This is a genomic window from Yersinia sp. 2540 StPb PI, from assembly GCF_052217165.1.
Lineage (GTDB): Bacteria > Pseudomonadota > Gammaproteobacteria > Enterobacterales > Enterobacteriaceae > Yersinia > Yersinia enterocolitica_E.
Genome location: NZ_JAZGQC010000001.1, coordinates 2,690,987 through 2,710,092, shown reverse-complemented (window position 1 = coordinate 2,710,092; position 19,106 = coordinate 2,690,987). Strand labels below are relative to the sequence as shown.

The window sequence follows — 19,106 nt, the reverse complement described above, 5'->3', positions numbered from 1 at the left end:
TATGCGCCAACATCCATTAGGTATTTATGAAAAAGCATTGCCTAAGCACTTGAGCTGGCCTGAGCGTTTAGCCTTAGCCAAAGCATGTGGTTTTGATTTTGTTGAAATGTCTATCGATGAAACAGATGAAAGGTTAGCCCGGCTCAGTTGGAGCAAAGCACAGCGTTTATCTCTGGTTGATGCCATGTTAGAAACTGGGATTGCAATCCCTTCCATGTGCTTGTCGGCTCATCGCCGTTTCCCTTTTGGCAGCCATGATGACGAGCTGAGAAAGCAGGCCTACCTTTTGATGCAACAAGCGATTCAATTGGCGAAAGACGTGGGTATCCGCACCATTCAGTTGGCGGGCTATGATGTCTATTACGAAGAGCAGGATGCTGGCACTCTAAGACGCTTTACCGAAGGGCTGCAATGGGCGGTGCAACAGGCAGCCGCCGCGCAGGTTATGTTGGCGGTCGAAATAATGGACACGCCGTTTATCAATTCAATCAGTAAATGGAAGGTCTGGGATAACTGCCTCGCTTCACCGTGGTTCACGGTTTATCCTGATGTCGGCAACCTGAGTGCCTGGGGTAATGATGTCAGTAATGAGTTATCGATAGGAATTGACCGTATTGCAGCCATTCATCTGAAAGATACTTATCCAGTCACTGACCAGTCACCAGGGCAATTTCGTGATGTGCCTTTTGGTGAAGGATGCGTGGATTTCGTCAATGTTTTTAAGACACTTAATCAACTCAATTATCGCGGCGCATTCCTGATTGAAATGTGGACGGAGAAAGCAGAGGAACCGGTGGCGGAAATTGTTCAGGCTCGCCGCTGGATTGAACAACGAATGCAACAGGGGGGACTCACCCCCTAATTTAGCGTTGGCTGCATTACGGTATTGGCAAAGAAACGAATTGGGAACAAAAAACCTACAGAGACGGCTGACATTGGCTGTGTAAAGGTGTTTATCACCACCAACAATGATTTACATTATGATCTATTGCTTTTGAGTAGCGCTGGGTGTATTGCTATTTCTACAGGATGTGCTCATAATCAATTTCCGTTTCCGTGTAGCAATGGTTACTGGAACGCCGCCCCGATTGTTCATGCAATCGGGGCGTTTTATTTGGCCGCTATCCACCATTTCTCACGCCAAAAACGCGCAACCGCCCCCTACCGTGCATCTCTCACTGTTTAGCTTTTGCCCTGACAATGATAAATACGGAACAAAATAATACTTTCCATCCGTTTTTCTTCCGTATTTTGTTGTCTATGATTTGTTCACCGGTCAACGAGGGGAGAAATATAATGCAAAAGATTACAGACGATCTGTCGGATCTCGAACGCTACTTCCAACAAACACACCAGCAATGCACCGCCAAAACACCTTGGTTTACGCGTTGGTTATATCTTCCGGTAGCAGAAAGAATGCAAATACTGGATGACTTACTGCTGCCATATTCAGAGAAGCCCCAACAGAAGCAATAAGTGCTGTGAGCGAAGCAGATAGCTGACCTCATGAAGAGAGGCCCAGACGGGAGGTGGCTACAACCGGCTCACTCAGATGTGTGCGTTTTAGCCAACGCTATGGCAGCTTGAATCGCTGAGCGCGCTTGCGGGCTATTCTTCCAACAAGTAGAACCCACCATGGCCGCGGCACTGGTGACAATTTCACCCATATCCGCCTGACTGAGTTGCGCAAGGGAGGTAAAACCGAGTTGTTCCAGGCGGGTGACTACCGTTGGCCCGACCCCTTTGACGGCTAACAGCGCATTGCGTTCATCGGCGTTAAAGGCCATATCAGCTTACTCCACATTTAACTATCAGAGCCGTTTTCTGGCCGCATTCTCCGCACTGAAGAACCAGAGTTCTGGCATACGGTTAGGATAAAAACGAATTTCGTAGGTATCTTTCAGGGGGGCTAAACGCCAACGCGGCCGGGCTTCACGCTTAGGTTTTAAAAAACGTAACCGACCACGCGCACGCGCGGCTTGCGTATCTAACACCCACGCGGCAGAAGCCGATAGTGGCTGACGAGTATATTCGTCTTCAACGCTGATATCACAAATGCACAAAACCGTATTCCTTGCAGAAATTAATGCTGACATGATTATTCTGGATCTACCCTATTGAACCAACTGTTGCTCGCCAGAGATTTGATCTATATCACATATAAGTTGCAGTGACGTTGGCTGTATTTATTCACTCAACCCTTTCACTTATCAGTGATTCCCCCGCCATGAGTTAATCCCCGATAGCCTTTTACCTGACGTATCGCGTAGAGTGGCAAACTGAGTAATAATACTCTGTGCGGGTATATTGGCCCGATATGCAATTAATTGCCTGATATGCTCTACTTTCATCGGGTGCGTTTGATGTTATTTTCGGAGCAAGACTGATGCAAAGTGTTTTCGAATTATGTAAAGCCATTGGTTTAGGCTTGGTATTACTGCTGCCACTGGCAAACCCGTTAACAACAGTGGCCCTATTACTCGGGTTATCTGGCAATATGACCAGCGAAGAGCGCAATCATCAGTCGAAGATGGCATCAATCTATGTCTTCTTTATTATGACCATCGCTTATTATGCCGGTCAGGTTGTGATGAATACCTTCGGCATATCGATTCCCGGTTTGCGGATTGCCGGTGGGCTAATTGTGGCGTTTATCGGTTTTCGTATGCTTTTTCCGCAGCAATCCGCTGAAGATACGCAATTAGAAGCAAAATCGCAGGATTTAAAGAAGCGAAAATCTATCAATATCGCTTTTGTACCACTGGCGATGCCAAGTACCGCTGGGCCAGGTACTATTGCCATGATAATCAGTTCTGCCGCATCAATGAAAGGCCACGCCGTATTCAGCCCATGGGTTGTTACGGTTGCCCCAGTGCTGATTTTTCTTTGTGTTTCATTGATTTTATGGGGTTCACTGCTCAGTTCCGGGGCCATTATGCGCTGGGTGGGCAAAAGCGGCATTGAAGCCATTTCACGCTTGATGGGGTTCTTGCTGGTGTGTATGGGCGTACAATTTATTATAAACGGCATCCTGGACATTATTGCCAACTACCATCCAGCACTTGCATAACCAAGAGTGAGATTGAAGAGGGAAACGCTAGCCGATGTTTATACTGATAACAGTTACGGCGCCTATAAGACTACATCGGTTAGCGTTTTAATATTACTCTGACATTGCCCGGTACGCGGTATCTACTTTCCACAAATAGCGTGGGGCTTGTGCGGCCGGATGTTTCTTTTGTATATGCTGATAAAACTCGTTCGGGCTAAGACTATTTATTTTATTTACTGCCAGACGTTTATCTGATGAAAAAGTCCGTAGCATCGCCCCCGCACCATTGGCATAAGAAACGATGGTGGCATAACGCAATGTTTGCGGATCACTTATCCCCGCTAACTGCTGGTTTTGCAAAATATTGATATACGCCGCGCCAATATCAATATTCTTCACCGGATCTTTTAATTCACCTGAACTCGGTTGACCATCACGCCCTTTCATCCGGTAGGCATCTCGACCAGCGGTAGAGGCTTTAATCTGCATCAAACCCACAGCATTCGAGGTGCTCACCACATCAGGATTGTAACCAGACTCCACCTGAATAATGGCTTTAATCAACGTTTCATCAACGCCGTAATGGCTGGCTGCTTGTTTAATTACATCGCTATAGGCAACTGTACTTGAACCGCCGCTGCTTTTCGGTGCGTTAAGGAAACCACCCTGTGGCGCTTTCTTCAGCCACCCGTTATTTGCTTGTGGTGACGGAGTTTGTTTAGCACACCCCGCCAGCAATAAAATTGCCATTAGGCAACCGACTTTTGGATTCACAGTATTCCCCGTGCTGATAAGCCGTTTTGTAGCATATACAAGTTGTCACCTCGTCCAAATAGATTTTTTGGCCTAGTTTGACCATTATCAACATAATGATCAGGCTATATTCAGTAACTATCGGTAAGTTTTAGTTTATTGTATGGCAAGGCTTGACTTCATCGCTAATGATATTGATAATCATTTTCATTTAAAGAAAGGGAACATCGCCATGTTTACTAAGCAAAAAATACCCTACCTGCACTCAATTAGCCGTATTACACCCCGTTTTTTATCTGCCATTACCCTATTGGCTCTTGTTGCATTCTCCTCGATGATCAGCAACTCAGCCTTGGCAGAAAATAAACCCAGCGACCCTGATAAAAAATTCAAAATTGTGACTACATTCACAATTATTCAAGATATTGCGCAGAATGTCGCCGGTGATGCTGCCATTGTTGAGTCAATCACCAAACCTGGCGCAGAAATTCATGACTATCAGCCCACGCCACGAGATATCGTGAAGGCACAATCAGCAGACTTGATTCTCTGGAATGGGATGAACCTGGAGCGCTGGTTTGAGCGTTTCTTTGAAAATATTAAAGATGTCCCTTCGGCTGTGGTTACAGATGGCATCACCCCCCTGCCTATCCGTGAGGGGCCATATAAAGGTATTCCGAATCCACATGCCTGGATGTCACCATCAAACGCTTTAATCTATATTGAGAATATTCGTAAAGCACTGGTGGAGCACGATCCCACCCATGCTGAAACCTATAATCGTAATGCCAAAGCTTATGCTGAAAAAATTGCCGCCTTGGATGCCCCGTTGCGTGAACGTTTATCTCGCATCCCCGCACAGCAACGGTGGCTGGTGACCAGTGAAGGTGCCTTCAGTTATCTGGCAAAAGATTATGGTTTTAAAGAAGTTTACTTGTGGCCAATTAATGCGGAAGAGCAAGGTTCCCCGCAACAAGTGCGCCACGTGATTGATACCATGCGCGCAAATAAAATCCCGGTGATATTCAGTGAAAGTACTATTTCCGATAAACCGGCGAAACAAGTTAGCAAAGAAACCGGTGCACAATATGGTGGTGTGTTATATGTAGATTCTCTGTCGAATGAAAAGGGGCCGGTCCCCACTTATATCGATCTGATTAACGCCACTGTACAAACTATCGCGAAAGGATTTGGTCAATGAGCCATGCTGTTTTTGTCCGCCCGGAGCTGGTAGTGGATAATGTCACTGTCACTTATAACAACGGGCATACTGCTATCTATGACGCCAGTTTCTCACTGACCGGTGGCACAATTTGCGCCTTGGTCGGTGTGAATGGTAGCGGTAAGTCGACACTGTTTAAAAGTATTATGGGGTTAGTTAAACCCAGTATCGGGAAAGTGGAGCTGAGTCATAAACCCATCAGCCATGCCTTAAAACAAAATACCATCGCTTACGTGCCGCAGACCGAAGATGTCGACTGGAACTTCCCAGTGTTGGTGGAAGACGTGGTCATGATGGGCCGTTATGGCAAAATGAATTTTCTGCGCATCCCGAGCCGTGAAGATAAAACCATTGTCGATAAAGCCATTGAGAGAGTCGGCTTGACGGCATTACGGTCACGTCAGATCGGTGAGCTATCGGGGGGGCAAAAGAAACGGGTGTTTCTGGCCCGCGCGTTGGCACAGCAAGGTTCAGTCTTGTTATTAGACGAGCCGTTCACCGGTGTTGACGTCAAAACAGAAAATGCCATTATTGATTTATTGCGCGCACTGCGTGATGAAGGCCATCTGATTCTGGTTTCCACGCATAACCTCGGTAGCGTGCCAGAATTTTGTGACCACGTAATTCTGATTAACCAAACCGTGCTAGCCGCCGGGCCGACCGAAACCACCTTTACCCAAAAGAATCTCGAAATGACTTTTGGTGGTGTTCTGCGCCATATCAATCTCTCCGGTACGGCACTGCACGATGATAATGACCCACGCACCGTCACGGTCATTACCGATGATGAACGTCCTGCGGTATTTTATGGTCACACCAAGAATGACCCGCCGGCACAGAGTCAGTCAAAGGAGAATAATCCCTGATGCTGGAACTGTTACTGCAACCGTTTAACTACAATTACATGGTCAAGGCTATCTGGGTCAGTGCGATTGTCGGTGCCGTCTGCGCATTCTTATCGGCATATCTGATGCTGAAAGGTTGGTCGCTAATGGGGGATGCGCTATCGCACTCCGTCGTTCCGGGGGTCGCTGGCGCTTATGCTCTTGGGCTACCTTATGCCGCTGGTGCATTCTTTACCGGCATGCTCGCCGCATTGGCGATGACATTAGTGCGCCATATCACTCGTCTGCGTGAAGATGCCATCATTGGTTTCATCTTCTCGACCTTTTTTGCTGTTGGCTTATTAATTGTTTCGCTCAACCCTACCTCGGTCAATGTCCAGTCGATCATTTTCGGTAATATTCTGGGGATAGCAGACGAAGATGTATTGCAGGTAGAGATCATCATTTTGGTTTCGTTTGTGATTCTATGTCTGATCTGGAAAGACTTGCTGGCGGTGTTTTTCGATGAAAGCCACGCCATGTCGATAGGACTCTCACCCCTGCGCCTGAAAATTTTGTTCTTCACCCTGTTAAGCGCCTGTACTGTCGCGGCTTTACAGACTGTTGGCGCGATCTTAGTCATTGCCATGGTGGTGACCCCCGGGGCGACCGCTTACCTACTCACGGACCGTTTCAGCCGTTTACTGATGATAGCGATTGCCATTGGTGCCTTTACCAGTGCCTTTGGTGCTTATCTCAGCTTCTATCTGGACGGCGCAACAGGCGGGGTCATTGTGACCTTACAAACACTGGTCTTCCTCTTAGCCTTTTTCTTCGCGCCGAAACACGGATTACTGGCGACCCGTTTTCGTTCACGGCAAAAACGCCGCCACCCATTACCCCATCTGCCAGAGGATAATGTATGAATACATTGTTTAGTCTGGTCAGCGAACCCTTCGCCTACCCCTTTATGCAACGGGCGATAGTGGCCGCGATTATTACCGGTGTGGTGTGTGCAGTCTTGTCTTGTTATCTGGTGTTAAAAGGCTGGTCATTAATGGGGGATGCTATCTCTCATGCCGTGCTACCAGGCATTGTGCTGGCCTTTTGGCTCGGTATTCCGCTGGTTATCGGTGCCTTTGTCTCGGGTATATTCTGCGCGATTGCCACCGGTTATTTAAAAGATAATAGCCGGGTCAAAGAAGATACTGTTATGGGGATTGTGTTCTCCGGTATGTTCGCATTTGGCCTGGTGCTATTTTCCCGCATGGATACAGACCAGCACCTCAGCCATATTTTATTCGGCAATATGCTGGGTATTTCATTAGCGGAACTGAAACAGACATTGTGGATTGCCGGCTTCACTCTGTTGGTGGTGCTATTAAAGCGTAAAGACTTCATGCTCTACTGCTTTGATCCAAACCATGCCAGGGTGATTGGGCTGCCGGTCAAATTGCTGCACTATGGCTTACTTTGCCTGCTGGCATTGACCATCGTGGCATCATTGCAGGCGGTTGGGGTTATTCTGGTTATCGCCATGTTAATCGCCCCCGGTATTATCGCCTTTATGGTTTGCCGTAGTTTTGATCAAATGCTGATTGTTGCCACACTGGTGTCAGTGGTGGCCTGTGTGCTGGGCACCTTAATCAGTTTCCATATTGATGGTGCCACGGGTCCCTGTATTGTCATTATTCAGGCACTGTTCTTTGTGGTCGCCCTGATTTATAGCCATATAAAACCCGTAAAGGGCCGAAAAATATCCCCTCAGGCCAAAGCTGCTAGCGCTAAAAACGTGCCGAAAGGTAACCTGCTATAATCAATTAAGTCCCAATAAATATGCCGGATGGCCATTACGCTGTACGGCATATCTATTATTCAGATTCAGCCAGCAGCAAGTTTTTTACCATGCCATTTTTGTCGTAAGATGAGCAAAACAGCGAAACGACTAACGTTTTACCAGTAGAATCAGTCTTTTGTTTGATCCGGCACGGGTATCCCTGTGCGCCAGCTCTTGTTCTTCGCACCATAAAGACGCTAACCTAATGATCTGTAGCCAGAGTCATTGGACTTGCAGGTAGCAGCGAATGTCAAATCGGCCGGGAGTCGATTTAAATAGCATTAATGCCAGCCCGCAGGATGAGCCTTATGGATTAGGCTCATTAATCCTGATGCGCTAATGTAGTCGAGTGATGAGGATAAGTTAACCTCGCTAACAACCCTGTAATTTCAAGTTCACAGGGTTTAACTGGCAGCTAATAGGGGGTGAATCATGTGGCAAGCAGTGAATCGTCTGTTAGGTGAATATCTCGGTCCCGCTGAAATTAGGGAAAGGACTGAATTACCGGGCGGAGATATTCATGAAGCCTGGCGTCTCAGTTATGGTGAGACTGAGGTTTTCGTGAAATGCGATACCCGCGAGATGCTACCCATATTTACCGCCGAAGCTGATCAACTCGCTTTATTATCCCGCAGCAAAACAGTCCAAGTCCCTGAAGTCTACGGCGTGGGCAGCGATCGCGATTACAGTTTTCTGTTACTAGAGTATATCCCCCTAAAGCCACTCGATGCGCATAACGCCTATTGCCTGGGACAGCAATTAGCCCATCTGCATCAATGGAGCGAACAACTGCAATTCGGGCTGGATTTTGATAATGATCTGGCCACCACACCGCAGCCTAATTGCTGGCAGCGCCGTTGGGGGCAATTCTTTGCTGAGCAGCGTATCGGTTGGCAATTGCAGTTAGCCGCGGAAAAAGGCATGTCTTTTGGTGATATCGACCAGATAACTGACTTAGTGCAAGCACGTTTACAAGGCCACCAGCCACAGCCCTCACTCCTACACGGTGATTTATGGCCAGCTAACTGTGCTGCCAGTGCCCAAGGGCCAGTAATTTTTGATCCCGCCTGTTATTGGGGAGATCGCGAGTGCGACCTTGCGATGTTACCGCTCTACCCTGCCTTACCCGCCCAAATTTATGATGGTTATCAGCGTGTTTGGCCGCTGCCTGCCGATTTTATTGAGCGCCAACCTATTTATCAGCTTTATTATTTATTGAACCGCAGTAATTTATTTGGCGGGCAACACTGGATTAACGCGCAGAAAGCGGTTGAACATTTGCTGCACCCCGAACGTTTTTAGTGAGATACCCGCTCGCTGGTTAGCACGAATAACCCGCCTATTATAAATAGCACCCCAATTATTGGCTAGCCAACCAATAAGGGTGCTTTTTTTATGACCAACATCTCATAACGAAAGACACCTTTCCTAAAAAAACATGAACAAAACCACAGATTAGATGCATTCCCACTGACTAATAATGACATGACACCCTGTTCTTTTTTGCCCGCGACAACCCACGGCAAAAAGCGCTTACTTAAATAAAATCTATACCCTAAATAATTCAAGTTGCAGGAAGGCGGCAACGAAATGAACCCAAGGAGTTGAGATAACTCAATGACTTGAGTGACAAATCGGTCAGGAGCAGATTTGAACGCTGCTTGCAGCGGCCTCGCAGAGGCGAGGCCCATGGATGGGCCGAGTAGCGATGGCAGCCAACACACATGCAGTTTGAAGTATGACGGGTATAAAGCCTTCGTCGAGGAATATCTCATAGCCTTCGATAGGCATTCTATTGCCAGTAATTGGGAGCAAGACAAATGGTGGATATGCGTGAGTGGGAAAACCTCGCTAATAAAGAATTAAGCAAGCGAGGAAAAAAAATAGAAGATTTGATCAGCAAGACGCCCGAAGGTATTGCGGTAAAAGCACTTTATACCGCCAGTGACCTTGATGGATTAGAGGTCACTGGCTCGTTCCCCGGCCTTGCACCCTACGTTAGGGGGCCAAGAGCCACAATGTATGCCGCTCAGCCCTGGACAATTCGCCAATATGCTGGTTTTTCAACGGCTAAAGAATCAAATGCCTTTTATCGCAAAAATCTGGCTGCGGGGCAAAAAGGTCTTTCTGTCGCATTTGATCTTGCCACTCATCGTGGTTATGACTCAGATAACCCACGCGTTTCTGGTGATGTGGGTAAAGCAGGTGTGGCAATTGATAGCGTTGAGGATATGAAGGTTCTGTTCGAGCAAATACCACTCGATAAAATGTCTGTTTCGATGACGATGAATGGTGCGGTGCTGCCCATTCTGGCGTTTTATATCGTCGCGGCCGAAGAGCAAGGGGTGGAGCCTGCGCTACTGACCGGCACTATTCAGAACGATATTCTGAAAGAATATCTGTGCCGCAACACCTATATTTACCCACCCAAACCCTCCATGCGCATTATTTCCGACATCATCGCCTGGAGTTCGCAAAATATGCCGCGCTTCAACACTATCAGCATCAGTGGCTACCATATGGGAGAAGCCGGCGCTAACTGCGTGCAGCAAGTGGCTTTTACTATTGCTGATGGTATTGAATATATCAAAGCGGCCTTAAATGCCGGTTTAAATATTGATGACTTCGCCCCACGCCTCTCATTCTTCTTCGGCATTGGCATGGATCTGTTTATGAACATCGCCATGTTACGCGCCGCACGCTACCTCTGGAGTGAGGCGGTCAGTGGATTTGGCGCAACCGACCCTAAATCATTAGCGCTACGCACCCACTGCCAAACTTCAGGGTGGAGCCTGACCGAGCAAGACCCCTACAACAATATTATTCGTACTACCATCGAAGCTCTGGGCGCAACACTCGGCGGCACACAGTCTTTGCATACCAATGCTTTTGATGAGGCTCTCGGCCTACCGACTGATTTCTCAGCACGCATTGCGCGTAATACACAAATAATCATTCAGGAAGAATCGGCGATTTGCCGCACCATTGACCCGCTGGCAGGCTCTTATTTTGTCGAGTCATTAACCGATCAAATGGTGAAACAAGCCAGAACCATTATCAAACAGATCGATGATGTGGGCGGCATGGCCAAAGCCATTGAGGTTGGGCTACCCAAACGGATGATTGAAGAGGCGTCCGCCAGTCAGCAATCACTTATCGATCAGGGAAAACGCGTTATTGTCGGGGTGAATAAATATAAGTTAGAGACAGAAGCTGAAACTCAGGTGTTGGAAATTGACAACGTTAAAGTGCGCAATGAACAAATTGCGCAACTTAAACGTATTCGCGCCGAGCGAGATAACAGCGCGGTTCAACAAGCATTGCTAAACCTGCGTCATGCGGCGGCAAACCATGAAAATCTACTGGAAGCCGCAGTTCAAGCTGCACGACTGCGGGCAACACTGGGTGAAATCTCAGATGCAATGGAGAGGGTATTTGACCGCTACCTGGTACCAAGCGAATGCGTTACCGGTGTCATTGCGCGCAGCTATCACCAGAGCGAGAAAGACGCTCAGGAATTTGATCAAATAGTGGCGCAGACCCAAACGTTCTTCAGTGAAAATGGGCGCAGACCCAGAATTCTGATTGCCAAAATGGGTCAGGATGGCCACGACCGGGGGGCTAAGGTTATTGCCAGCGCTTACTCTGACCTCGGTTTTGATGTCGATCTTAGCCCGATGTTCTCAACACCGGATGAAATCGCCCGTCTGGCGGTGGAGAATGACGTTCACGTCATCGGTGCTTCTTCCCTTGCCGCCGGCCACAAAACATTGATCCCCGAGTTGATTGAAGCGCTGCGTCAATATGCACGGCCAGATATTCTGGTGGTGGCTGGGGGGGTTATTCCGCCACAGGACTACGCCTTCTTGCGTGAACAGGGTGTGGCAGCAATTTATGGGCCGGGTACACCAATGCTCGTTAGCGTGCGTGACGTTCTGCAACTCATCAGCCGCCGCCATGATTGATATCGACAATATGGAGGACTACGTTCACCGTTTACGCCAGGGAGACCGAGCCGCATTAGCGCAAGCCATGACCCTGGCAGAAAGCCGCCTCCCCCGACATCAGGCATTAAGCGCTCGGCTGTTAGACCGCATTATGCCTTATACCGGTCAGGCTAAACGGCTGGGCGTTACCGGCACACCCGGTGCGGGGAAAAGCACCTTTCTTGAGGCGCTAGGCGAAGAGTTATTGGCACAAGGGCATAAGGTCGCGGTGATTGCAGTTGACCCCAGCAGCCCGATCAGTGGCGGCAGTATTTTGGGCGACAAAACCCGCATGCTGAATCTCTCACGCGCTGAGCATGCGTTTGTGCGCCCGGTGCCGTCAGGGGGCCACCTCGGCGGGATAAGCCAGAGTACCCGCGAGTTGATCTTGCTCTGTGAGGCCGCAGGCTACGACGTCATCATCGTTGAAACCGTCGGCGTTGGGCAGTCTGAAACCGAAGTGGCTGAAATGGTGGACTGCTTTATCTCTTTGCAAATCGCCGGTGCTGGCGATGACCTACAAGGCATTAAGAAAGGCATTATGGAAATGGCCGATTTTATTGTGATTAACAAAGATGACGGCGACAACCATAGCAATGTTGAGATCGCCCGCCATATGTATCACAGCGCACTGCATATCATTCGCCGTAAATATCCCGCATGGCAGCCACGGGTTCTCACCTGTAGCGCGTTGGAAAAACGCGGTATCCGCGAAGTGTGGCAGGCAGTACAACGTTTTTGGCCGGTCATGATGCAAAGTGGGCAGCTCACCACCTTGCGCCAACAACAAAATCTTAGTTGGGTGCGTCATCAGGTAGAGGCAAATGCACTTGCAATGCTGTTTTCTCACCCCGAGGTCCGCCAGCACTATCAACAAATTGAAGATCTGTTACGTCAAAATCAAATCTCGCCGCGAGCCGGTATTAATGACGTAACCCATTTTATTACACAAAAAATTATTAATTAAAGGGAACAACCATGTCTTATCAGTATGTCAAAGTGTTGATTGCCAATCGGGTGGGTATTATTGAGTTCAACCACACACGCAAACTCAATGCCTTAAGTAAGGTGTTTATTGATGATTTGATGCAAGCGCTGCATGACCTCAATCATACCGATATCCGCTGCATTATTCTCCGCGCGCCCGAAGGTTCAAAAGTGTTCTCCGCAGGCCATGATATTCACGAATTACCCACTGGCCGACGGGACCCACTGTCATATGATGATCCATTGCGTCAAATCACCCGAACTATCCAAAAATATCCTAAACCGATTATTTCAATGGTCGAAGGTAGCGTTTGGGGGGGTGCATTCGAGATGATCATGAGCTCAGATATTATTGTGGCTTGTAACACCTCAACCTTTTCGATGACACCGGTGAATCTGGGCGTTCCCTACAATTTGGTGGGTATCCACAACCTTATTCGCGATGCTGGCTTCCATATCGTGAAAGAGTTGATATTCACTGCCGCGCCAATAACCGCGCAGCGTGCACTTTCGGTTGGTATTCTCAATCATGTGGTTGACCCCGCTGAACTGGAGGATTTCACACTGAAATTGGCCCACGTCATTTCTGAAAAAGCACCACTGGCGATAGCCGTTATTAAAGAAGAACTACGGGTTTTAGGCGAAGCCCACACCATGAATTCAGATGAGTTTGAGCGCATTCAAGGTTTGCGGCGTGCCGTCTACGATAGTGAGGACTATCTCGAGGGCATGAGTGCATTTATGGAGAAGCGTAAGCCTACCTTTTTGGGGCATTAAACCTTCTCAACCAGAGGATTTCTTTATGAAACGGTCATATTGCATAATGAGCGCGGATGAAGCCGCTGAATGTATTGAACATGGTCATATGGTGGTGTTCAGTGGTTTTACCCCAGCCGGAGCGCCTAAGGCGCTTCCTGCCGCCATAGCCCGGCGCGCAATAGCGCATCATCAGCAGCAAAAAGATTTTCAGATTCGTTTACTGACCGGCGCGTCCATTAGTGCTAAAGCTGATGATGAAATGGCTGAGGCTGACGCTATCGCCTGGCGCGCGCCCTATCAGACCGCATCATTATTGCGGGAAAAAATCAACTTGGGCGCGGTCAGTTTTGTCGACCTGCATCTGAGTGAAGTGGCGCAAATGGTTAACTATGGCTTCTTTGGCGACATTGATGTCGCGGTTATTGAAGCCTCGGCGATCACCGCTGATGGCAAGGTGTATCTTAGCAGCGGCATTGGTAATGCCCCGATTTTTTTACATAAAGCCAAGAAAATCATCATAGAACTCAATCATTATCACAGCCCACGGGTCGCTGAACTGGCTGATATCATCATGCTCGGTGCCCCACCACGGCGTAATACCCTGCCTATCTACCATACGTTGGATAAAGTCGGTCAGCCCTATGTACAGGTGGATCCGAGTAAAATTTTTGCCATCGTTGAAACCGAACTGCCGGATGCCGGTAATAGTCTGGACAGCGCAAACCCACTATGTGAAAAAATAGCCGACAATGTGGTGAGTTTCCTGCTTAATGAACTCAAATTGGGCCGTATTCCACCAGAGTTTCTCCCGCTGCAAAGCGGCGTCGGTAATATCAATAACGCCGTGATGAAACGCCTGGGAGAAAACCCAGATATTCCGCCGTTTATGATGTATTCAGAGGTGCTACAAGAGTCGGTGGTTCAATTATTAGAAACCGAAAAAGTGATGGGGGTAAGTGCCTCCAGCTTGACCGTTTCCCCCGCCTCATTGAAAAAAATCTATGACAATATGGATTTCTTCTCTACCCGCATTGTATTGCGGCCACAGGAGATTTCTAACAACCCAGAAATCATTCGTCGGTTAGGGGTTATTGCCCTTAACGTCGGGCTTGAATTTGATATCTACGGCCATGCCAACTCGACCCACGTTGCCGGTACGGAATTGGTCAACGGCATTGGCGGCAGTGCAGATTTTGAGCGCAACGCCTATTTGTCGATCTTTATGGCCCCCTCCATCGTCAAAGGTGGAAAGGTCTCCACCATTGTGCCGATGTGTACCCATGTTGATCATAGTGAGCACAGCGTAAAAGTTATCGTTACCGAACAAGGCGTGGCTGACTTACGCGGGCTATCACCCATGCAGCGTGCCACCACGATTATCAATAACTGTGCACATCCGATGTATCGTGACTACCTGCATCGCTATCTGGCACAGGCCAAAGGCGGACATTTGCATCACAATCTGGCGCAAGCATTCCAGTTGCACCAAAATCTGTTCGAATTTGGCTCAATGTTGGCACCTTAATCACCCTCTCGGTCTGAATGTATATAGCCCATGACTTTTTCGATGTGATGATTATTCTTGAGCGAATATAGGTACTCTCGCATATACATGGGCTGATTCGGTGCATCAAAATATTTCAGCTTGGCGGGGTTAACTAACCGATAAGCAAACTGAGGCACTACCGTCAGAAACTGCCCCTGCTCAACAGCACTGATTTTTGCCATAAAGCTGTAGGGGCGATAGATAATGGTGGGGTTAATGCCAATCGCACGGAAATGCGCATCCAGTAGAGCCTCAAAATTGGCCCTATTTTGGAAGCGCATTTGCAACCAAGGCAATGTATTCAACAACTCTAACGCCTGGATATTCTCAAAGCGACGTGACACTAAAAAACCGAGCCGTAAAGAGGGAAGCTCCGTGGCTTGCAGGGTATCAATATGGGTGACACGTTGTGACGCTTGCTGCGGGGAGATAATAAAATCTACACGGCTTTCGAGTAAGTCATCAATCACACTGTTTTCGTTAAACTCAAAAGGCTGAGCGGTAATCCCGTCGTATTTATCGCTGAGACTGAACAATTGATCAAAAATGATGGTTGGGTAAGTGTTATCAATTCCTATCACGATATTCTTCTGGCGCTGTGACATAGCCACAATGCTGTTATCTACAGCTGAAAGTCGTTGATAAATAGGAAATAGTTCCTGATAAAGCTCTTGTCCTGCTTTATTGAGGCTGATACTTTTCTCATTACGAGTAAATAAGGAATAACCGACCAATTCTTCCAGCGCCATAATACTTTTGCCGAAAGGAGATGCCGTCATGTGTAATTTTTCAGCCGCCTTCGCCATGCTATTTGTTTGGGCTAACACAATAAAATTACGCATTTTCTTGGAAATGAAAACGTTCATTACTTTACTGATATGACAGAGGAGAGAGTGCTACAGCATAAGGGAATCACATCAGAAATAGTGTGAGTGCAAGAAGAGTATCACTACCATTTTCTGGTAAAATTCTTTCAATACATTAATTTATTTATATATCAATAAAATAGACAATAAAAAGGCCAGAATGCTGTGTCACACACTGGCTTGTTTCTATATATCTCTATCACTCAGCAAGGCTTTCTTACTACAGTTTGCTTACTACAGTTTGCTTACTACAGAATCACCCCTGAGCCATCAATCCCAACAATTTAAGAACAAAATACCCCACCACCGCAATCACTAACGGCAAGATATATAAGGTAAAGAACTGCAAGAAGATGGTGTGATGCGGTAAAACCACCTTCTCTTCTAGCTGTTCACGGCTGCGCCCTTCGCTACCTTTGGCTTGTTCCAAAATCAATTGATCTTCAATACCTTCACGAATGTGCCGCACCTGCCGCGACATACGAGCACCAGATGCCTGTAATGACAAACCGACAAAAATCAGCATATAGATGATAAAGAACATAATATTCGCGGCGGTTAGACCCTGCTGAAGATCAGGTACTGGCGAGTTGAACCAGAAAACATCCAGAAAAGTGGTATTGAAGCGAATCATATCAGTCATCACATGGATAAAATCCAACATGACCGCATTAATCCCGCTGCTTTTTTGACTATATTGATAGGCAAAATTGATAATTGAGATCAATGTTGACAGCAGTGCTGGAATAAAAACGAGCCACCCTGCAATCCGTTTGATAACAGCGACGCGCCCAGCCTGTTGATAGGTCATGACTTCTCCTTGTAAATACCACAACTTATGTAGCTCTAGTTTACCCGCTACATTCGCTCTTTGTGCAAAATTTTTGCTATAACTCTCACCCTTAACACAAATTCAAGCCTAGCTCATTCGGCGCTTTATCATTAAGTTAATGATAAAGTATTCAGCCCGTAGCTAAAAAAACCACAGGAGTGATGATAAATGGCAACCCCTCACCCGATTAAAGCGGCAATTTTCGATATGGATGGCTTGCTGATAGATTCGGAACCATTATGGCTACAGGCCGAACTCGATATTTTCACCAATCTTGGGCTGGATACATCCTCACGGGATTCATTACCCGATACCTTGGGTTTACGTATCGATTTAGTGGTGAAGCTTTGGTTCCAAGCCATGCCATGGCAGGGTCCTAGTCAGGCGGAAGTGTGCAACCGGATTATTGTTCGGGCGATAGAACTGGTCGAAGAGACCCGCCCGGTGCTGCCAGGCGTTGAGTACGCACTGGACCTTTGCCGCCAACAAGGGCTGAAAATCGGCCTGGCATCAGCATCCCCGCTCCGTATGCAAGAGCTTGTGCTGGACATGTTAGGTGTTAGAAATCAGTTCGACTGTCTGGTTTCAGCCGAATACCTGCCCTACAGTAAACCGCACCCTGAGGTGTATCTGAATGCTGCGGCTGATCTCGGTATCGATCCGCTACAATGCGTCACGCTGGAAGATTCGGTAAACGGTATGATTGCGACTAAAGCAGCACGAATGCGCTCTATCGTGATCCCATCCCTCGAATATCGCGCAGACCCACGCTGGGTATTGGCTGATATTAAGTTGGAATCATTAGAGCAATTGAGTAAAAAAGATATAACGTAATATTACCGTATTGATGATAGAGGGCGGTGGAGCCAATGACTCAACCGCCCGAATACCCTTTAGAGGAAATCATCTCGCTTAGGGTTAAAGGTGTCGATTAAAATACTGTTATCCTCCAGTGATACCGCGCCGTGCATCTCATTTTTCACGGCACGATACGCATCACCCGCTTTCAATATGCGTTTCTGCCCTTCAATTTCCACTTCAAAGCTGCCTGCGGCAACATAAGCAATCTGGTCATGAATGTCATGTTTGTGTGCAGTACCAATGGCACCTTTGTCAAAGTGAACGCAGACCATCATCAGGTCATCGCTCCAAGTCATTACTTTGCGTTTAATGCCATTTCCTAACTCTTCCCATGGCGTTTCATCATTAATAAAGAACATCTTCATTGTCTCACCTCATTATGCAGAATAAGTTTCTGATGTAGCGTAGTCACAGTTTCACGCTGAATTCTGCCCATTCTACGGGCAAAATTGGCAGATAAGCCATAAATAATCCAAAAATCATGACATCCCTCAAAAAATAATAAAACATCATTTCATTTTTATTGAATTAACTTCCCGCAAACACTATCATCATCAGCATTACAAGAAACACTCGGTCAGACATCAGACCAGTACAGGTTGTCAGCAACAATTGTCGACATCATGCGCTTGTTTGAGCCGGTCTTGCTTTCTGAGTTGGGTTTTACCCACCAAGATACTGTTCTGTAAAAGAGGTACTGACATGCAAGTTCGCCAAAGCATCCATAGCGACCACGCGAAACAGCTTGATACTGCCGGTTTGCGCCGTGAATTTTTGATCGAAAATATATTCACCGCAGATGAGTACACCATGACCTATAGCCACATTGACCGCATCATCGTCGGGGGTATTTTGCCCGTCAGTAAAGCAGTCAGCATTGGTGATGATGTAGGTAAACAACTGGGTGTCAGTTACTTTCTGGAACGCCGCGAATTGGGCGTTATCAACATCGGTGGCTCAGGACTTATCGTTGTTGATGGTCAGCGTTATGAAATTAACAATGAAGAAGCATTGTATGTGGGTAAAGGTGCGAAAGAGGTGCAGTTCAGCAGTATCGATAGCACAAAACCTGCCAAGTTTTACTACAACAGTGCGCCAGCACACACCACTTACCCGAACAAAAAAATCACGTTGGCAGAGGCCGCACCGCAAACATTGGGTGATGATGCCACCAGCAACCGTCGCACTATCAATAAGTACATCGTGCCTGACGTGTTGCCAACCTGCCAACTGACCATGGGTTTAACCAAACTGGCTCCGGGCAATCTGTGGAATACCATGCCTTGTCATACCCATGAACGTCGTATGGAAGTCTATTTCTACTTTGATATGGACGAAGAAACAGCGGTGTTCCACATGATGGGCCAGGCACAGGAAACACGTCATTTGTTAGTCCACAACGAACAAGCTGTGATTTCACCAAGTTGGTCTATTCATTCTGGCGTGGGCACTAAGCGTTATACCTTCATCTGGGGCATGGTCGGTGAAAACCAAGTCTTCAGTGATATGGACCACATCGCTGTTAGCGAATTGCGTTAAGCGTCACCAACCGAATCCGTCCTTTGGGCGGTTTTCTCCCCA

General features: G+C 47.4%; 20 protein-coding genes. 14 read left to right on the top strand and 6 right to left on the bottom strand.

Annotation, left to right across the window (positions count from 1 at the left end; translation table 11 throughout):
* Position 1 precedes the first annotated feature (1 nt).
* Positions 2-862, top strand: coding sequence for an L-ribulose-5-phosphate 3-epimerase (locus tag V1956_RS12370; protein ID WP_372559157.1), 861 nt, complete (start codon positions 2-4; stop codon positions 860-862).
* 434 nt (positions 863-1,296) lie between these two features.
* The gene (locus V1956_RS12365; protein ID WP_083163601.1) at positions 1,297-1,476 is read left to right on the top strand and encodes a hypothetical protein; all 180 of its coding nucleotides are present in this window, start codon (positions 1,297-1,299) and stop codon (positions 1,474-1,476) included.
* A gap of 68 nt (positions 1,477-1,544) precedes the next feature.
* On the opposite strand, the gene V1956_RS12360 is transcribed toward V1956_RS12365, so the two are convergent.
* Both V1956_RS12360 and V1956_RS12355 read right to left on the bottom strand, forming a co-directional pair.
* The gene (locus tag V1956_RS12360; RefSeq protein ID WP_372559158.1) at positions 1,545-1,787 is read right to left on the bottom strand and encodes a helix-hairpin-helix domain-containing protein; all 243 of its coding nucleotides are present in this window, start codon (positions 1,785-1,787) and stop codon (positions 1,545-1,547) included.
* Positions 1,788-1,811: 24 nt separating this feature from the next.
* Entirely contained in the window at positions 1,812-2,063 is a 252-nt protein-coding gene (locus tag V1956_RS12355; protein ID WP_193784813.1) for a hypothetical protein, read from the bottom strand.
* Between the two features lie 323 nt (positions 2,064-2,386).
* On the opposite strand from V1956_RS12355, the gene V1956_RS12350 reads away from it, so the two are divergent.
* Positions 2,387-3,070 (top strand): MarC family NAAT transporter, encoded by a 684-nt coding sequence (locus tag V1956_RS12350; protein ID WP_442825170.1) that lies wholly within the window; start codon positions 2,387-2,389, stop codon positions 3,068-3,070.
* Between the two features lie 93 nt (positions 3,071-3,163).
* Here V1956_RS12350 and V1956_RS12345 read toward each other — a convergent pair whose 3' ends face one another.
* Positions 3,164-3,826: a transglycosylase SLT domain-containing protein gene (locus V1956_RS12345; RefSeq protein ID WP_083158682.1), complete on the bottom strand. Its 663-nt coding sequence runs from the start codon at positions 3,824-3,826 to the stop codon at positions 3,164-3,166.
* A 211-nt stretch (positions 3,827-4,037) separates the two neighbouring features.
* Between V1956_RS12345 and yfeA the strand changes: the two genes are divergently transcribed.
* The 9 genes from yfeA (at position 4,038) to V1956_RS12300 (ending at position 14,945) form a co-directional block, all read left to right on the top strand.
* On the top strand, positions 4,038-5,006 hold the full coding sequence (gene yfeA, locus V1956_RS12340) for an iron/manganese ABC transporter substrate-binding protein YfeA (protein WP_420071689.1): 969 nt from the start codon (positions 4,038-4,040) through the stop codon (positions 5,004-5,006).
* Positions 5,003-5,893, top strand: coding sequence for an iron/manganese ABC transporter ATP-binding protein YfeB (yfeB, locus tag V1956_RS12335; RefSeq protein ID WP_372559161.1), 891 nt, complete (start codon positions 5,003-5,005; stop codon positions 5,891-5,893). The genes yfeA and yfeB overlap by 4 nt, the downstream gene beginning before the upstream one ends.
* The gene (gene yfeC, locus V1956_RS12330) at positions 5,893-6,777 is read left to right on the top strand and encodes an iron/manganese ABC transporter permease subunit YfeC (protein ID WP_083158679.1); all 885 of its coding nucleotides are present in this window, start codon (positions 5,893-5,895) and stop codon (positions 6,775-6,777) included. Before yfeB ends, yfeC begins: the two co-directional genes overlap by 1 nt.
* Positions 6,774-7,667 (top strand): iron/manganese ABC transporter permease subunit YfeD, encoded by an 894-nt coding sequence (gene yfeD / locus V1956_RS12325; RefSeq protein ID WP_372559162.1) that lies wholly within the window; start codon positions 6,774-6,776, stop codon positions 7,665-7,667. The genes yfeC and yfeD overlap by 4 nt, the downstream gene beginning before the upstream one ends.
* Before the next feature lie 453 nt (positions 7,668-8,120).
* Entirely contained in the window at positions 8,121-8,990 is an 870-nt protein-coding gene (locus V1956_RS12320; protein ID WP_420074818.1) for a fructosamine kinase family protein, read from the top strand.
* 518 nt (positions 8,991-9,508) lie between these two features.
* Complete coding sequence (gene scpA, locus V1956_RS12315) at positions 9,509-11,653, top strand: methylmalonyl-CoA mutase (RefSeq protein WP_420074819.1); 2,145 nt, start codon at positions 9,509-9,511, stop codon at positions 11,651-11,653.
* On the top strand, positions 11,646-12,641 hold the full coding sequence (gene meaB / locus V1956_RS12310) for a methylmalonyl Co-A mutase-associated GTPase MeaB (protein ID WP_420071687.1): 996 nt from the start codon (positions 11,646-11,648) through the stop codon (positions 12,639-12,641). The genes scpA and meaB overlap by 8 nt, the downstream gene beginning before the upstream one ends.
* A gap of 11 nt (positions 12,642-12,652) precedes the next feature.
* Positions 12,653-13,438, top strand: coding sequence for a methylmalonyl-CoA decarboxylase (gene scpB / locus V1956_RS12305; protein ID WP_083158674.1), 786 nt, complete (start codon positions 12,653-12,655; stop codon positions 13,436-13,438).
* A 25-nt stretch (positions 13,439-13,463) separates the two neighbouring features.
* Positions 13,464-14,945 (top strand): succinate CoA transferase, encoded by a 1,482-nt coding sequence (locus tag V1956_RS12300; protein WP_442825169.1) that lies wholly within the window; start codon positions 13,464-13,466, stop codon positions 14,943-14,945.
* Here the strand turns inward: V1956_RS12300 and srsR are convergent.
* Together srsR and V1956_RS12290 are read right to left on the bottom strand one after the other, a co-directional pair.
* Entirely contained in the window at positions 14,942-15,832 is an 891-nt protein-coding gene (gene srsR / locus V1956_RS12295) for a LysR family transcriptional regulator SrsR (RefSeq protein WP_442825168.1), read from the bottom strand. The genes V1956_RS12300 and srsR overlap by 4 nt on opposite strands.
* A gap of 256 nt (positions 15,833-16,088) precedes the next feature.
* Positions 16,089-16,643 carry a YniB family protein gene (locus V1956_RS12290; RefSeq protein WP_083158671.1) on the bottom strand — a complete coding sequence of 185 codons (555 nt, stop codon included), beginning with the start codon at positions 16,641-16,643 and terminating at the stop codon, positions 16,089-16,091.
* 189 nt (positions 16,644-16,832) lie between these two features.
* On the opposite strand from V1956_RS12290, the gene hxpB reads away from it, so the two are divergent.
* Positions 16,833-17,498: a hexitol phosphatase HxpB gene (gene hxpB / locus V1956_RS12285; RefSeq protein ID WP_442825167.1), complete on the top strand. Its 666-nt coding sequence runs from the start codon at positions 16,833-16,835 to the stop codon at positions 17,496-17,498.
* Between the two features lie 59 nt (positions 17,499-17,557).
* On the opposite strand, the gene V1956_RS12280 is transcribed toward hxpB, so the two are convergent.
* The gene (locus V1956_RS12280; protein WP_032905805.1) at positions 17,558-17,890 is read right to left on the bottom strand and encodes a cupin domain-containing protein; all 333 of its coding nucleotides are present in this window, start codon (positions 17,888-17,890) and stop codon (positions 17,558-17,560) included.
* A 337-nt stretch (positions 17,891-18,227) separates the two neighbouring features.
* Between V1956_RS12280 and kduI the strand changes: the two genes are divergently transcribed.
* Positions 18,228-19,064 (top strand): 5-dehydro-4-deoxy-D-glucuronate isomerase, encoded by an 837-nt coding sequence (gene kduI / locus V1956_RS12275; RefSeq protein ID WP_372559169.1) that lies wholly within the window; start codon positions 18,228-18,230, stop codon positions 19,062-19,064.
* Positions 19,065-19,106 lie beyond the last annotated feature (42 nt).

Coding starts and splice junctions, on each gene's coding strand:
- V1956_RS12370 (WP_372559157.1), top strand. CDS start 2: ATGCGCCAACATCCATTAGGTATTTATGAAAAAGCATTGCCTAAGCAC.
- V1956_RS12365 (WP_083163601.1), top strand. CDS start 1,297: ATGCAAAAGATTACAGACGATCTGTCGGATCTCGAACGCTACTTCCAA.
- V1956_RS12360 (WP_372559158.1), bottom strand. CDS start 1,787: ATGGCCTTTAACGCCGATGAACGCAATGCGCTGTTAGCCGTCAAAGGG.
- V1956_RS12350 (WP_442825170.1), top strand. CDS start 2,387: ATGCAAAGTGTTTTCGAATTATGTAAAGCCATTGGTTTAGGCTTGGTA.
- yfeA (WP_420071689.1), top strand. CDS start 4,038: ATGTTTACTAAGCAAAAAATACCCTACCTGCACTCAATTAGCCGTATT.
- yfeB (WP_372559161.1), top strand. CDS start 5,003: ATGAGCCATGCTGTTTTTGTCCGCCCGGAGCTGGTAGTGGATAATGTC.
- yfeC (WP_083158679.1), top strand. CDS start 5,893: ATGCTGGAACTGTTACTGCAACCGTTTAACTACAATTACATGGTCAAG.
- yfeD (WP_372559162.1), top strand. CDS start 6,774: ATGAATACATTGTTTAGTCTGGTCAGCGAACCCTTCGCCTACCCCTTT.
- V1956_RS12320 (WP_420074818.1), top strand. CDS start 8,121: ATGTGGCAAGCAGTGAATCGTCTGTTAGGTGAATATCTCGGTCCCGCT.
- scpA (WP_420074819.1), top strand. CDS start 9,509: ATGGTGGATATGCGTGAGTGGGAAAACCTCGCTAATAAAGAATTAAGC.
- meaB (WP_420071687.1), top strand. CDS start 11,646: ATGATTGATATCGACAATATGGAGGACTACGTTCACCGTTTACGCCAG.
- scpB (WP_083158674.1), top strand. CDS start 12,653: ATGTCTTATCAGTATGTCAAAGTGTTGATTGCCAATCGGGTGGGTATT.
- V1956_RS12300 (WP_442825169.1), top strand. CDS start 13,464: ATGAAACGGTCATATTGCATAATGAGCGCGGATGAAGCCGCTGAATGT.
- srsR (WP_442825168.1), bottom strand. CDS start 15,832: ATGAACGTTTTCATTTCCAAGAAAATGCGTAATTTTATTGTGTTAGCC.
- V1956_RS12290 (WP_083158671.1), bottom strand. CDS start 16,643: ATGACCTATCAACAGGCTGGGCGCGTCGCTGTTATCAAACGGATTGCA.
- hxpB (WP_442825167.1), top strand. CDS start 16,833: ATGGCAACCCCTCACCCGATTAAAGCGGCAATTTTCGATATGGATGGC.
- V1956_RS12280 (WP_032905805.1), bottom strand. CDS start 17,890: ATGAAGATGTTCTTTATTAATGATGAAACGCCATGGGAAGAGTTAGGA.
- kduI (WP_372559169.1), top strand. CDS start 18,228: ATGCAAGTTCGCCAAAGCATCCATAGCGACCACGCGAAACAGCTTGAT.